The organism is Kribbella sp. NPDC003505 (assembly GCF_040610875.1).
Classification (GTDB): Bacteria; Actinomycetota; Actinomycetes; order Propionibacteriales; family Kribbellaceae; genus Kribbella.
The window spans coordinates 332,522-345,664 of the sequence record NZ_JBEXNA010000006.1; the positions used below are offsets into that span (position 1 = coordinate 332,522).

The following is a 13,143-nucleotide window of genomic DNA, read 5'->3' on the forward strand; positions in this document are numbered from 1 at the left end:
AAGAATCGACATATGTCCTCACCTTTGGCTGAGCGGCCGACGCTGCGGATGGTCGCGAAAGAGGCCGGTGTCTCGGTCGCGACCGTGTCCTACGTGCTGTCCGGACGGCACCGCAGCCACACGATCAAGGACTCGACCGCCGACCGGGTCCGGGAGGCCGCGTCGCGCCTGGGCTACCGGCGCAACGACGCGGCCCGCGCGATCCGGACCGGCAAGTCGGACCTGGTTCTGCTGTCGCTGAACGTGCTCGCGGACCCGTGGTCGCAGGCGGTCGCGGCCACCGTCAGTACGGCGGTGACCCCGCTCGGCAAGACCGCGCTGATCGTCGCCGACGGGGACTGGCGCACCGTGCTGTCGAACCGGACGCCCGACGTCATCTTCATCGACAGCATCGCGCCGGACCCGGAGCAGATCGCGGAGCTGGCCGCGTTCGCGGCGCAGGGCGTGCAGATCGTCGTGTTCAGCGAAACCCTGGAGCCGGAGGGCTTCGACGTGATCCGGTCCGGCGCCGAGCCGCGCTGCCATCTCGCGGTCGAGCACCTGCTGGAGCATCACGACCGAGTCGGTGCGCTCACGTCGCGGACCACCGGTTTCGCGCGCTTCGACGCGTACCTGAACACCCTGCGCGCGGCCGGTCAGCCGATCCGCGACGAGGACATCGAGATCTTCGAGCAGCATCCCGAGGGCGCGTACCGGGCCGCGATGGCGCTGCTCACCAAGCCGGACCGGCCGACGGCGATCTACTGCACGACCGACTTCGCCGCGATCGCCGCCGTCCGGGCGGCGCACCGGCTGCGGATCGACGTACCGCGGGAGCTGGCGATCGTCGGCGTCGGCAACACGCCCGAGGGCGAGCATCTCGACCCGTCGCTGTCGACCGTCGGGCCGGTCGACTTCAACGAGGCGCTGGCCAAGATCATCGTCGGGCGGCTGACGGACCGCGAGGGCGCGCCCGGCGAGGTGTTCGATTTCCCCTGGCAACTCATCGTTCGGGAGTCTTCTTGAGTCGACCCAACGTCGTCCTGATCTGTGTCGACGAGTGGCGCGGGGACGCGCTGTCGTGCGCCGGCCACCCGTACGTCGAGACGCCGCACCTGGACGAACTGGCGCGCACCGGGGTGCGGTTCAGCCGCGGGTACTCCGCGACGCCGACGTGCGTGCCGGCCAGAGTGGCGTTGTTCACCGGGCAGTCGCAGGAGCGGCACGGGCGGGTCGGGTACACCGACGGCGTGCCGTTCGACGCCGCGCATCCGGTGACGGTGCAGGGCGAGTTCCGCCGCGCGGGGTACCACACGCAGGCGATCGGGAAGATGCACGTCTGGCCGGAGCGGGCGCGGCTCGGGTTCGACGACGTGGTTCTGCACGACGGGTTCCTGCACCACGCCCGGCGTACGCATCGGCAGCAGTTCGGGTTCTTCGACGACTACGTGCCCTGGCTGCGGCGGCAGCCCGGGGTGCCGCCGGACGCGGAGTACTTCGATCACGGGGTGAACTGCAACTCGGTGGTCGCGCGGCCGTGGGACAAGGCGGAGGAGCTGCACCCGACGCACTGGGTCGGCACCCAGACGATCGAGTGGCTGTACCGGCGGGATCCGTCGCGGCCGTTCTTCCTGTACCTGTCGTTCCATCGGCCACACCCGCCGTACGACCCGCCGGCGTGGGCGTTCGACCAGTACAACGCGCTCCCGCCGTACGAGCGGGAGCTGGGGGACTGGGAAGGCGACTGGGACGAGTTCCGCACGGACGGGGACTACCAGGCATCGATCGGGGACCTGCCGGACCGGGTCGTGCACCGCGCCCGGGCCGGGTACTACGGCCTGATGGCGCAGATCGACCTGCAGATCAACCGGATCCGCGAGGCGCTGGTCGACTTCGGGGTGTCCGACGACACGATCTTCGCGTTCACGTCCGACCACGGCGAGATGATGGGCGACCATCGGATGTTCCGGAAGTCGGTGCCCTACGAGGGGTCGGCGCGGGTGCCGTTCATCGTCGCGGATCGCGCTTCGGCTGGTTCCGTGCGCGGTGGGGTGGTGGACCAGGTGGTCGAGTTGCGCGACGTGATGCCGACGTTGCTCGACCTGGCCGGCGTACCGATCCCGTCGTCGGTCGACGGGGTGTCGCTGGCACCGTTCCTGCGCGGGGAGTCGGTGCCGGTGCGCGAGTGGCTGCACGGCGAGCACCTGCATTTCGGCCAGTCGATCCAGTGGGTGACGGACGGGAGGACCAAGTACGTCTGGGGGTCCGAGCGGGGTGTGGAGCAGCTGTTCGACCTGGTCGAGGATCCCGGTGAGCTGCGGAACCTGGCGAAGACGCAGCCCGAGCTCCGGGACCTGTGGCGCGAGCGGTTGATCCAGGATCTGACCGGCCGCGAGGAAGGTTTCGTTGCCGACGGCAATCTGATCGCCGGGCGGCCGGTGACGGCGATCCTCCAGCACACGAGGGAGAGAATTGCTCACGCCATCGGCTGACGACTGGACACCGGTCGACGTCGGCGAGTCCGGTCTGTCGGTCTACCGGCGCGGCGACGTGTTCGCCAAGTGCTGCGGACCCGATCGGATCGCGGAACTGACCGCCGAGCGCGACCGCGTCGAGTGGCTCGCGGGGACAGGCTTCCCGGGGGCGACGGTCGTCGATTGGACGGCCTCGCCCGACGGTGCGTGCCTGACGACGTCGGCCGTTCCCGGCGTGCCTGCTGACACGCTGCCGCCCGGCACTCACGAGCGCGCGATGCGGAGTCTGGGGGCGGCGCTGCGCGACCTGCATGCGCTGAAGGACTGCCCGTTCGAGCGTCCGCTGGAGCAGGTGATCGCGACCGCGGCCGACGTCGTACGGCGGGGTGCGGTGAATCCGCAGTTCCTCACCGACGAGTGGCGCCGGCTGGATCCTGCCGAACTGCTGGCGCAGGTTGTTGCCGAGCGCCCTTATGTCGAGAGTGTCCTGGAGCCGGTCGTCTGCCACGGCGACGCCTGCCTGCCGAACGTGTTCTTCGACCCTGACACCCTGGCGGTCACCGGGCTGATCGACCTCGGCCGGCTCGGCGTCTCCGACCGGTACGCCGACCTCGCGCTCGCCACGATCCAGCTCCACGACGAGTGGTCGGCCGATCCCGCGCCGTTCCTCGAGGCGTACGGCGTCCCGGATCCGGACCCGCGCCGCCTGTACTTCTTCCGTCTCCTCGACCCGCTCACCTGGGGCTGAACCATGAGAGTCGACGTCATCGCACTGGTGGTCTCCAGCCGGCACGCCTACGAAGGGCGCCCGCAGGACGGGCCGCGCCCCGACCCTGAACCGACCGACCGGACGTCGATCGAGCTCCGCGCCGGCCTGGGGATCGTCGGCGACCGGTACTACGCCCAGTCGATCCACAAGAACGCCGCCGTCACGCTGATCGACGCCGCCGCGCTGGACGAGGTGGTCGAGAAGCTCGGTCTGCCCGCGCCGCTCGATCCGCGGCTCACCCGGCGCAACATCGTCCTGCGCGGCTTCCCGATCGACGAACTCGCCGCACGCCGGACCGCCGACGGTACCCGCGTCGACGGACGCCGGTTCACGCTGGACTCGGGCGACGGGCCGGTCACCTTCCAGGCCAACCGCCCGGCCAACCCGTGCGCCTGGATGGACACAGTCCTCGCCCCCGGCGCCATAAAGGCCCTGCGCGGCCGCGGCGGCATCCGTTCGACGCCGCTCACCTCCGGCACCCTCCGGCTCGGCCCGGCTGAGCTGCTCTTGCTGGACTGAGCGGACCGCTTGACAGGAGGTTTCGGGCGGGCGGGTAGTGCAGCTGAGCGTGATCTGGTCCGCGCGTACAGCGTCTCGTGGGTGCACTACCTGTCGAGCTGCTGCCCTTTCGGGCAGTTTTCGGCTCTTGTGTTTACTGTCGAGGGGTGAGGCTGGCGGGCGCTCTGGTCGTGGTGCTGGCGCTGGCCGGATGCAGTGATGTCGCTCCGTCCGGCGAGTCACCCCTGCCGTCCACCAGCTCCGCCCCGCCAACCGCCGCCACCCCGTCGAGCCCGGCGGCGTCCAGTTCCGCGCCCCCCTCGCCGACCCGCACACCGACGCCTGCGAGGCCGACGGCAGCAGGGCCGGTGTCGATGTCGATTCCGGCCATCGGTGTGCGCAACCTGCGGGTGGTCGCCTACACCGGGACTGCGGACGACCGCCCCGGCACCCGCATCCAGGACCGCGGATTCGCCGCCAGCCCACGCGGCCGGGCGGGCGGCGTCGGCCCGGGTGAGATCGGGAACTTCATCGTCACCGGCCACCGCGTGAGCCATAACCGGCCCCTCGAACACGCCCCGGACCTCCGTAACGGCGACCACGTCCTGATCACCGCGGGCGGCACCGTGTACGACTACGTCATCAACCGGACGATGACAATCTCGTTCCGCGAACCCGCCGAGAAGGCACAGCAGAACGCCGCCGTCCCGGGAGACCCCGGAGCCACGCCGACCCGGGCCATGATCACCATCTCCACCTGCGCGACCCCGGAGGACCACGCGGCCGGCAACTACTGGCACGACGAAATCGGCAACCCCGAGCACCGGATCAACAAGATCGGCACCCTGGTCGCCACCCGGTCCTGAATCCCGGACCTACTTCCGGCCGAACTTCCACCACTTCGGCTTGTTCATCTTGATCTCGTCCGGCGTCATCGGCGGCGGGACCGGCGGCCGGGACTCCTCGGTGAGGAAATCGCCGGACTCGGTGTCGTACGGCGTGACGCCGAGGCGCCGGCTGATCTCCATCACGATCGGGATCGAGCGCGGGCCGTCGTTCAGGTAGAAGGTGATGTCCCGGACCTCGACGCCCTTGCCGATCGTCATCTCGACGTCGTACTCCGGACTTCGCAGCGCCAGCCAGGACGGCTTGCTGGTGTCCACGTCCGGCACCACTTCCCGGACGGTGGCCACCACATCGGTCACCAGACCCACCGCCGGCGGCTCGTAGTCGACCGGTAGATCGTCGAGGCGCCGTACGCCTCCTGGTCCGCGCATCGCATAGACAGCCCAGCTCATGCCCCCAGCATGCCAGGCGGGTCAGCGTTTGCGGGCGGCGAGGACGGCGAAGGTCAGGTATTGGCCGTTGTCGGCCTCGAGCATCTCGAGGGTGCTCTTGTCCTCGCCGCGGAACTCCGAAACCGCGCGCGACCAGCGGATCCAGTCGGCCCAGCCGTTGTCCTGCAGCCGCGCCGCGGTGACGTCGACGAGCTCCGTGATCTCCCACTGGAACCGCCACCAGTCGGCCGTGTGCCAGGCGAGCGCCTCCCAACCCACCGCCTTCTTGATGTGCGCCGGGATGTGGCCGAGCTCGCGGACCTCCTGCCGCATCGCGGGTGTCGCGATGCCGAACTGCCCCCCGGGTTTGAGGAAGCTCGTGATGTAGGGCAGGTAGTTGTCCGCGGTGCCGAAGTACTCGTACGCGTCGATGCAGACGATCGCGTCGAAGAATCCCTGCGCGAACGGCAGCGCGTGGGCCTCGGCCTTCAGCGTCACGACGTCGTCGCGATCGATGTGCGCGGCGGCGTCCGTCGGGTCGATCCACAGGTCGGCGGCCCAGACCTGGACGCCGTACTCCTTGGCGAGGAAGACTGCGGTGGCGCCCTTGCCGGAGCCGAGGTCGAGCACGCGCTGGCCGGGGCGCAGGTCGAGGTCGCGGGCGAGATCCTCCAGCAGCCACAGGGGATTCGGGCCCATGTCCCTGGCCAGCAGCCACTCGGCGTCGTACGTGCTGGAGCGCGGGTAGGCGTCGTGTTTCAGATCTGTCACCGGCACAGGGTAGCGGCGGCAAAACGGGGTGTGCCCGGCAATTTTCGTCCCGCACAGTGGGTGGATGACTGAACTCGATCCGGCGATTCGTTCCTTCTATCGGGACCGGTACCTCGAGAACGACCGGCTGGTCGTCCCCGGCCACGGCCGGCTCGAGTACTTGCGCACCCAGGAGCTGCTGCGCCGCTGGCTGCCGCCCGCGGCCGCCGTACTGGACGTCGGTGGCGCGACCGGCGTCCACGCGCGCTGGCTCGCGGCGGACGGGCATCAGGTGACGCTCGTGGATCCGGTGGAGGAGCACGTGGAGCAGGCGGCGGCGATCGGCACCTTCGCTGCCGAGGTCGGCGATGCGCGGGCGCTGCGGCAGGCGGACGCGAGCGTGGACGTGACGCTGCTGCTCGGGCCGCTCTACCACTTGGTGGACGCTGCCGACCGTGCTCAGGCGCTGGCCGAGGCGGTCCGGGTGACGAGGCCCGGCGGGGTGGTGGTCGCGGCGGCGATCAACCGGTTCGGCGGTCTGCTGGAGGCCGGCAGCAACGGAACGCTCACCGACGAGAATCTGCCCCTTTTCCTGGACGCTTTCCATTCCGGCAGCATCGACGGCTCCTACGGCTTCACGGTCGCCTATTTCCACCACGCCGACGCGCTCGGCGCCGAACTGATCGCGGCCGGCCTCGCCGACGTCGAGGTCCTGGGCGTGGAAGGCCCCGCCGCCAACATCCTCCAGAACGCCGCGCCCGACATCGTCGACAGCCTGCTCCCCTCTGCCGCACTTCTGGCCCGGCAGGTCGAGTCCGACCCCAGACTCCAGGCCGGCAGCCCGCACTTCCTGGCGCACGGTCGCGTAGCCGACTGAACACGGTGCGTGGAACGGTCGCGGAACGGTGTCAATAGCTGCAATCCGGTTCTCCGGATGGCGGTCCAGGCCGTAATATCAGCCGGCGGCCGGCACTGGGGGTGTTCCGGCCCGTTCGATGATCGGGTGGGACCGGCGCTGTCCGGTGACTGGGGAGAAGCAGAAACTTATGGCGGACAAGCCGGCGCCCAAGCCTGGGCATTTCCTGCCGGGTGGCGAGGGTGAGCAGGGCACGGCCGATGCTCGTACGGCGGGCGGCGCTGCTCCGTTGGCGGCGCCCACGCCGCGCCTCGGAGGCGAGGCGCCGCCGACCCCGCCGCAGTTGACCGGCTCCCGGATCGACTCCCGCCGTACGACGCTTTCCGGCAGCCGCCTCGGGCCGCCGCCGGCCGACGACCGCGCGGCCGCCGCGTACCGCGAGGTGTTCCACCCCGAGCCGATCCCGTTCGTCCCGAAGAAGCGGTCCAAGGGCCTGATCGCCCTCGTCGTCGTGGCGGCGCTGCTGCTCCTCGGCGGCGGCGCGACCTTCGCGGTGAAGGTGCTCTCGTCGAGCGACTTCAGCGTGAACCCGATCGGTACGCCGTCACCGAAGCCGAGCGGCGGCACGACGACGACCCAGCAACCGGTCGGCAAGGGGACCCCGGACGCCGACGTCGTCGGCAAGAACGCGATCTACTCGGTCGGGCGGCTGGCGGTGGCGAAATGCCCGGAACCGGCGTTCCGGCCGACGTCGAAGGAGAACGTCCGCTCGTACTACCAGGCGCTGACCGCGTGTCTGGACAAGGCCTGGCAGCCGGTGGTCGAGAAGGCCGGCTTCGGGTTCCGTTCGCCGAACCTGATCGTCTTCGACGACGGAGACGAAACCGCTTGCGGCGTACAGCACGAGCTCGCGCTCTACTGCCAGGACGAGCACGGCGGCAGCGTGACGATGCCGTGGCAGAACATCGTCGAGGACTACCCGAAGAACAAGGCCGAGGTGCGCGCGGAAATGGCGCAGTCCTTCGGCTTCGTGTACGGCGTCCACGTGCAGAACCTGACCGGGATGGCCGACGCCGCCGACAACCTCGCCGACACCGCGGCGAACAAGAACGCCCAGCTCGAGGTGCAGCGGCGCTCCGCGCTGCAGGCGTACTGCTTCGGCGCCGTGTTCTTCGGGGCGGCCAAGGCGAGCTTCCCGTTGCGCGGGGAACTGCTGCGCCAGCGGACCGGCCTGATCCAGCGGCGCGGCGACGAACACACCAAGGACAAGGTCCGCGACCACGGCTCCAGCAAGAGTCTCGCGCTGTGGATGAACCAGGGCTTCGCGACAACCAGCCCGGGAGCCTGCAACACTTTCGTCGCAGCATCAGCCAAGGTCAGCTGAGCCAGATGGGAGCGATCGATGCCTGAGCCCGAGGAGGGTACGCCGAAACCCGGGCATTTCCTGTCCGGCGGCGAGCCCGCACCCGGTTCCCGTCCGCTGACCCTGAAGACCGCGCAACCCGCCGGTCTGGGCCGGGCGCGCTCGACGGCGTACGACGACTCGTCGATGCGCCGCAAGGCCCGCCCCCTGCCCACCGAGCCCGGCACCACGAGCGAGTACAGCGGCCCGCCGACCGCACCGCTCACCCGAGCGCCACTTCCGCCGCTGACCGGCACCCGCCGCGTCGGCGGTTCGCGTCCGTCCGGCTGGCACTCGAACCCGTCCCGCTCCGGCGCCCAGTTCACTTCGGAGCCGGCCCCGGCCGCGCCGCCGCGCCAGTACTCCCGCCCGGTCATCGCGGGCCTGTCGATCCTGGTCGTCGTGATGCTCACCGCCGCCACCATCGGCGGCTTCAAGCTGGTCAACTCCTACGGCGTCCAACGCCCCCTGTCCCAGCCATCGGTCAAGAAGTCAGAGGCCCCACTCCCCGTCCCGCCGAACCCCACCGTCACCGTCACGGCACCCGTGGTCCCGGACGTGATCCGCCTCCGCTTCAACGAGATCTACAGCGCGGGCAAGGTCGCGACTGTCGCCTGCAAGGAGCCGGCGATCAAACCGAACTCGCAGTCGGCGATCCTCAGGTACTACCGGGCTCTGCTCCCGTGCCTGAACAACGCGTGGGCTCCGGTGCTGAAGAAGTCCGGATATCCGTTCCGGGCGCCGAAGGTCGTCCTGCAGACGAACCAGACGACCTCCGCGACCTGCACCGGTCAGGAGAACGTCGCGTTCTACTGTCCGGGCGACGAGAGCATCTACGTCAGCTGGAAGAAGGACCTGAAGTACTACAAGGACGAGCCGCTCGCGGCGCGGGTGTGGATGATCGACACGATGGCGCACGAGTACGGCCACCACGTGCAGAACCTCACCGAGATGCTGACCGCCGCCTGGTCTCGCGAGGGCTGGGAGAAGGCGCCGGCGGAGAAGCTCGAGTGGCGCCGGCGCACCGAGTTACAGGCCAGCTGCTTCGGGGCGGCCTTCCTCGGTGCGAACAAGCAGGCGCTCGGCCTCACCGGCCGCAAGCTGGAGCTGTGGGAGTGGGAGACCCAGCACAGCGGCGACGAGTACAACCCGAAGAAGATCCGCGACCACGGCTCCCGCAAGAACCACTGGCTCTGGTCCGAGCCCGCCTTCAAGTCCACCGACCTCAAACTCTGCAACACCTTCACCGCCGCACCCGCCAAGGTGAGCTGATCGTGCGCCCGGCGACCCTGCTCGGCCTCGCCGGGCTACTTGTTGCCGTGGTGCTGGTCGGGGGCTGCACTCGTCAGGTGGATGACACGCGGATGGCCCCCACGGCAACTCCGGCGACGGTGTCGGTGCGGGCGCCTGTGGGGCGGATGGTTCAGGCGCCCGAGCCGGTCAAGGACAAGTTCCTGCTGTACAACCAGCTCTACCGGTCGGGACAGATCGCGGCCGTCAGGTGCTCGCTGCCGGACGCGCAGTTGGTGAACGAGCGGGCGATGATCCGCTATGCGACTGCGTTCGTTGCCTGTTTGGACAGGGCCTGGGAGCCCGTGATCACCCGCGCAGGGTTCGACTTCGTGCGGCCGTCCGCGGTGTTCGCGGCTCCGCCGGGAACCAGGACGGCCTGCGGCGAGATGGAGAAGGACGTCTACGGCATGTACTGCCAGGACAACCGAGGCATCTACTTCAACTGGCCCGAGTACGTCGTCGAGGGATCCTACGATCAGAAGGATGCCGAGAACTCCGTGCAGTGGCTCATCGGTCACGAGTACGGCCACCATGTGCAGTGGCTGACCGGCATCGCGGATCAGTACGGCGAGCGCTACTGGGCCGCGAGAGGAGCCGCGCGCCAGGCGGAGGAGAACCGCAGCGAGATGCAGGCGCACTGCTTCGCCGCCGCGGTCTTCGGTGCCAACCGGGAGACCTTGCGGATCCGCGGTGAGCGGCTCGCGCACTACGGCCACCCGGGCTACGACCGCCACGCCGCCGACATGGTCAACTTCGACCGGTGGATGCGGCAGGCGTTCGAGGCGAGGGGCCCCGCGGGCTGCAACACCTGGCCGGCACCGGCGAAGCAGGTCAGTGGAGTTTGAGTTTGAAGCCCTCGTGGGAGTTGGTGAAGCCCAGGGTGGTGTAGAAGCGGTGGGCGTCGGTGCGGGTCTTGTCCGAGGTGAGTTGGACGAGGGTGCAGCCGCGGGTGCGGGACTCCTCGACGGCCCAGCGGATCAGGGTGCTGCCGAGGCCGGAGCCGCGGGCGGGGGCGGCGACGCGGACGGCTTCGATCAGGCCGCGGGTGGAGCCGCGGCGGGACAGGCCGGGGATGATCGTGAGCTGCAGTGTGCCGATCACCTCGTCGTTGCGATCGGCAACCACCAGTAGCTGGTTGGGGTCGGCGTCGATCTGCTCGAAGGCCGCCAGGTACGGCGTCAGGTCGTCGAGCGACTCGCGGGTGGCGCCGAGTTGGTCGTCGGCGATCATCGCGACGATCGCGGCGACGTCGGCGGCGGTGGCCCGGCGGATCAGCACATCGTTCATACCCACAGGATCGCAAACGCCTGAAGCGGTTCAGCCGCCAGGGTAAGGACCGAAGCGCGAGAACAGTGATTGCCTTATGCAAACACTCTTCATTGCCCGCCGCGCCCGGACAGCTGTTTGCCTTCGGCACCTGAGGGTACGAGTCATACTGGACACCACTGCATCCGCCCGTGCCGGGGTTGGTGCAGTCCTGTGCCGACAGCGGATGCGGGCCAGTCCGAAAGGGTTCATCCGATGTCAGCATTAGCAATCGACTTCACCCAGCCGTTCGAAGATGCCTTCAGCAAATTGCTGTCGTTCGTCCCGAACCTGCTCGGCGGTCTGGTCATCCTGCTCGTCGGCTACTTCGTGGCCAAGATCCTCGGCAATCTCGTCGGCCGGTTGCTCGGCCGGGTCGGGTTCGACGGCTGGATGGAACGGGCCGGCGTCTCCGGCGTGCTGCAACGGTCGGGCACGGGGCTGACCGCTTCGGCGATGCTCGGCAAGGTCGTGTTCTGGTTCGTGTTCCTGATCAGCTTCACGATGTTCGCCTCGGCGCTCGGCGTGCCGGAGATCTCGAACTTCATGAGCGACATGCTCGGCTACATCCCGCGGATCTTCGCCGCGATCGTGATCGTCTGCCTGGCGGCGCTGTTCGCCAACTTCCTGGCCGCGATCATCCGCGGCGCGACCGGGAACGAGACCCTCGCCAAGGTGGCCCGGTACGCGGTCCTGGTGTACGCCACGTTCGCCGCTTTGACCCAGCTCGGCGTCGCTGTCCAGCTCACCGGCAACACGCTGCTGATCGTCCTCGCGGGCGCCGCGCTCGCTCTCGGCCTCGCTTTCGGCCTCGGGGGCCGCGAGATGGCCGGCCGCGCCCTGGGCAACCTGTTCGACAAGGACAAGATGGTCAAGCCCGCCGACCAGAACGGCATGGACAACGGCACGGCGGCGTACGCGGCCCAGGGCAACTACCAGGGCAGCTACCAAGGCCAAGCCGAGTACCAGGGTGACTACCAGGGTGACTACCAGCAGCCCACCCAGCAGATGCCGCAGGCGCAGCCCGGGCAGCACCCGGCCGCGCACAGCGCCGGCAACTGGTCCAACGGAACCCCGCCGAACGGGAACTGGCAGCAGGGTCAGTAACCGAGCGGTCTCCACGAGAACGGGAACGGGCGGCAACCCCACCGGGTGGCCGCCCGTTGCTCAGCAACAGCAGACAGGTGCGGGGGGCCTGTCAGCTGTTGTCGGGGCCTGCCTTGCGGACCTCTTCGACCTTGGTCATCGCCTCGCGGAGGTCGGCCAGCCAGGTCTCGCTGTGCTGGGCCACGAGTTTGACGCACCAGCTGAGGGCGTCGCTGCGGGAGCGGGCCACGCCGGCGTCCACGAGGGTGTCGAGGACCTGGCGTTCGGGCTGGCGGAGCCTGGTCATCACCGGCGCGGACAGCGAGGTGAAGACCGTCCTGGTCTCACCGCAGCGCACGCCCCACGCCACCTTGCGCCGGGTGGCGTGCTCCAACTCGCGGGCGATCTCGATCCGGCGGTCGCGGGTGTCCTCGCGGAACTGCTTGATCCGTCCGCTCTCGGCGGCGGAGCGCTCGGCGGCGCTCACGTCCTTGGTCTGCTCGGGTGCGGGGATCCGGCCGACGATCAGGATCTCGTCCCGGTCGATCTCCAGCTCGGTCTCGCCCTCGAACCAGTCGCCGGGCAACCGCCCGGTCAGCCAGCCCCGCACCTTCTCCTGCTCTGTCTGCGTACTCATGTAATCATGATTACATCGAAGCAGGTCGAGCTCAAGGATCTAGTGGTACTGAACGGTGTACGCCGCATGCGCGTCGCCCTGTGACAGCCCGACATTCGACACGCCGATGGCCAGCGTGTGCCGGGTGACGTTGTTGCGATACGTGACGTACGTCGTGCCGGCCGTGCCTTCGGTCGCGATCCGCGTCCAGTGCGGGCCTCCCGTCGCCGCGACCGCGTGCAGTTGCTGCGCCGCGCGAGGCGTCGCGTAGTACGCCGTCCACTTCGTGTCACCGCGGCCCCAGGCGCGGACGAGGTTGTCGGCCCACTGGACCGCGTTCCACGCCTTCGGTTCGCCGGTGAACTTGGCGGTGTACGCCGCGTGCCAGCCGTTCGCCGCACGCAGGCCGACGTTCTGCACGCCGATCGTCAGGTTCCCGCCGCGCGCGTCGTCGTGGTACGTCACGTAGATGGTCCCTGCGGCGCCCTCGGTGGAGACGCGCCGCCAGTGGATGCCGCCGGGCGACGCCTGTCCGAAGAGCGTGCGTGAGGTGGCCGTCGAGGCGTAGCAACCGGCGGTCGCGGTGTCTCCGCTACCCCATGCGCGGACGAGCCGGTCGGCGTACGTCACCGCGGAAACACCCGCCGCGGAACCGCGGCAGGTGGTGGTTGTCGCATCGGCCGGCGCGGCACCGGTGAGAAGCAGCGGTGCGGTCACCGCGAGTGCGGTGGTGGCGCCGAGACCCATGATCCTTCGAATCATCATCGACCTCCCGAGTGGATGTGGTCCTACTTGGTGGGACGCGACGCCGCACTCGGGAGTTTGCATCGGCTCCGAA

The 13,143-nt window shown here is 69.3% G+C and carries 15 protein-coding genes; 10 read left to right on the forward strand and 5 right to left on the reverse strand.

From position 1 onward, the window contains the following. Positions 1 to 12: 12 nt before the first annotated feature. From ABZX12_RS22815 to ABZX12_RS22835, 5 genes are all read left to right on the forward strand, one after another. A complete protein-coding gene (locus ABZX12_RS22815; protein ID WP_355696024.1) occupies positions 13 to 1,005 on the forward strand; it encodes a LacI family DNA-binding transcriptional regulator in 993 nt (330 codons plus the stop codon). Continuing rightward, a complete protein-coding gene (locus tag ABZX12_RS22820) occupies positions 1,002 to 2,471 on the forward strand; it encodes an arylsulfatase (RefSeq protein WP_355696026.1) in 1,470 nt (489 codons plus the stop codon). The genes ABZX12_RS22815 and ABZX12_RS22820 overlap by 4 nt, the downstream gene beginning before the upstream one ends. Continuing rightward, positions 2,452 to 3,201, forward strand: a complete 750-nt coding sequence (locus tag ABZX12_RS22825; protein ID WP_355696028.1) for an aminoglycoside 3'-phosphotransferase — start codon at positions 2,452 to 2,454, stop codon at positions 3,199 to 3,201. The genes ABZX12_RS22820 and ABZX12_RS22825 overlap by 20 nt, the downstream gene beginning before the upstream one ends. A gap of 3 nt (positions 3,202 to 3,204) precedes the next feature. Next, on the forward strand, positions 3,205 to 3,741 hold the full coding sequence (locus ABZX12_RS22830) for an MOSC domain-containing protein (RefSeq protein ID WP_355696029.1): 537 nt from the start codon (positions 3,205 to 3,207) through the stop codon (positions 3,739 to 3,741). A gap of 353 nt (positions 3,742 to 4,094) precedes the next feature. Continuing rightward, positions 4,095 to 4,586 carry a class E sortase gene (locus tag ABZX12_RS22835; RefSeq protein ID WP_355696030.1) on the forward strand — a complete coding sequence of 164 codons (492 nt, stop codon included), beginning with the start codon at positions 4,095 to 4,097 and terminating at the stop codon, positions 4,584 to 4,586. Between the two features lie 9 nt (positions 4,587 to 4,595). Here ABZX12_RS22835 and ABZX12_RS22840 read toward each other — a convergent pair whose 3' ends face one another. After that, positions 4,596 to 5,018: a hypothetical protein gene (locus tag ABZX12_RS22840; protein ID WP_355696031.1), complete on the reverse strand. Its 423-nt coding sequence runs from the start codon at positions 5,016 to 5,018 to the stop codon at positions 4,596 to 4,598. Between the two features lie 21 nt (positions 5,019 to 5,039). After that, a complete protein-coding gene (locus tag ABZX12_RS22845; RefSeq protein ID WP_355696033.1) occupies positions 5,040 to 5,768 on the reverse strand; it encodes a methyltransferase domain-containing protein in 729 nt (242 codons plus the stop codon). 64 nt (positions 5,769 to 5,832) lie between these two features. Here ABZX12_RS22845 and ABZX12_RS22850 point away from each other — a divergent pair, with 64 nt between their 5' ends. From ABZX12_RS22850 to ABZX12_RS22865, 4 genes are all read left to right on the forward strand, one after another. After that, complete coding sequence (locus ABZX12_RS22850) at positions 5,833 to 6,624, forward strand: class I SAM-dependent methyltransferase (protein WP_355696034.1); 792 nt, start codon at positions 5,833 to 5,835, stop codon at positions 6,622 to 6,624. Positions 6,625 to 6,793: 169 nt separating this feature from the next. Next, positions 6,794 to 7,987 (forward strand): neutral zinc metallopeptidase, encoded by a 1,194-nt coding sequence (locus tag ABZX12_RS22855; RefSeq protein WP_355696036.1) that lies wholly within the window; start codon positions 6,794 to 6,796, stop codon positions 7,985 to 7,987. An 18-nt stretch (positions 7,988 to 8,005) separates the two neighbouring features. Beyond that, positions 8,006 to 9,277: a neutral zinc metallopeptidase gene (locus ABZX12_RS22860; RefSeq protein ID WP_355696038.1), complete on the forward strand. Its 1,272-nt coding sequence runs from the start codon at positions 8,006 to 8,008 to the stop codon at positions 9,275 to 9,277. Positions 9,278 to 9,279: 2 nt separating this feature from the next. Beyond that, positions 9,280 to 10,143, forward strand: coding sequence for a neutral zinc metallopeptidase (locus tag ABZX12_RS22865; protein WP_355696040.1), 864 nt, complete (start codon positions 9,280 to 9,282; stop codon positions 10,141 to 10,143). Here ABZX12_RS22865 and ABZX12_RS22870 read toward each other — a convergent pair. Continuing rightward, positions 10,130 to 10,585 carry a GNAT family N-acetyltransferase gene (locus ABZX12_RS22870; protein ID WP_355696041.1) on the reverse strand — a complete coding sequence of 152 codons (456 nt, stop codon included), beginning with the start codon at positions 10,583 to 10,585 and terminating at the stop codon, positions 10,130 to 10,132. The genes ABZX12_RS22865 and ABZX12_RS22870 overlap by 14 nt on opposite strands. 234 nt (positions 10,586 to 10,819) lie before the next feature. Between ABZX12_RS22870 and ABZX12_RS22875 the strand changes: the two genes are divergently transcribed. Further along, entirely contained in the window at positions 10,820 to 11,710 is an 891-nt protein-coding gene (locus tag ABZX12_RS22875) for a hypothetical protein (RefSeq protein WP_355696042.1), read from the forward strand. A 91-nt stretch (positions 11,711 to 11,801) separates the two neighbouring features. Here ABZX12_RS22875 and ABZX12_RS22880 read toward each other — a convergent pair whose 3' ends face one another. After that, the gene (locus ABZX12_RS22880) at positions 11,802 to 12,326 is read right to left on the reverse strand and encodes a hypothetical protein (RefSeq protein ID WP_355696044.1); all 525 of its coding nucleotides are present in this window, start codon (positions 12,324 to 12,326) and stop codon (positions 11,802 to 11,804) included. Between the two features lie 39 nt (positions 12,327 to 12,365). Further along, positions 12,366 to 13,070 (reverse strand): hypothetical protein, encoded by a 705-nt coding sequence (locus ABZX12_RS22885; RefSeq protein ID WP_355696046.1) that lies wholly within the window; start codon positions 13,068 to 13,070, stop codon positions 12,366 to 12,368. Positions 13,071 to 13,143: the final 73 nt, after the last annotated feature.

Bases quoted from the DNA above. Each gene is read 5' to 3' on its own strand.
- ABZX12_RS22815 (WP_355696024.1), top strand. From the start codon at position 13: ATGTCCTCACCTTTGGCTGAGCGGCCGACGCTGCGGATGGTCGCGAAA.
- ABZX12_RS22830 (WP_355696029.1), top strand. From the start codon at position 3,205: ATGAGAGTCGACGTCATCGCACTGGTGGTCTCCAGCCGGCACGCCTAC.
- ABZX12_RS22835 (WP_355696030.1), top strand. From the start codon at position 4,095: ATGTCGATTCCGGCCATCGGTGTGCGCAACCTGCGGGTGGTCGCCTAC.
- ABZX12_RS22840 (WP_355696031.1), bottom strand. From the start codon at position 5,018: ATGAGCTGGGCTGTCTATGCGATGCGCGGACCAGGAGGCGTACGGCGC.
- ABZX12_RS22850 (WP_355696034.1), top strand. From the start codon at position 5,833: ATGACTGAACTCGATCCGGCGATTCGTTCCTTCTATCGGGACCGGTAC.
- ABZX12_RS22855 (WP_355696036.1), top strand. From the start codon at position 6,794: ATGGCGGACAAGCCGGCGCCCAAGCCTGGGCATTTCCTGCCGGGTGGC.
- ABZX12_RS22860 (WP_355696038.1), top strand. From the start codon at position 8,006: ATGCCTGAGCCCGAGGAGGGTACGCCGAAACCCGGGCATTTCCTGTCC.
- ABZX12_RS22870 (WP_355696041.1), bottom strand. From the start codon at position 10,585: ATGAACGATGTGCTGATCCGCCGGGCCACCGCCGCCGACGTCGCCGCG.
- ABZX12_RS22875 (WP_355696042.1), top strand. From the start codon at position 10,820: ATGTCAGCATTAGCAATCGACTTCACCCAGCCGTTCGAAGATGCCTTC.
- ABZX12_RS22880 (WP_355696044.1), bottom strand. From the start codon at position 12,326: ATGAGTACGCAGACAGAGCAGGAGAAGGTGCGGGGCTGGCTGACCGGG.
- ABZX12_RS22885 (WP_355696046.1), bottom strand. From the start codon at position 13,070: ATGATGATTCGAAGGATCATGGGTCTCGGCGCCACCACCGCACTCGCG.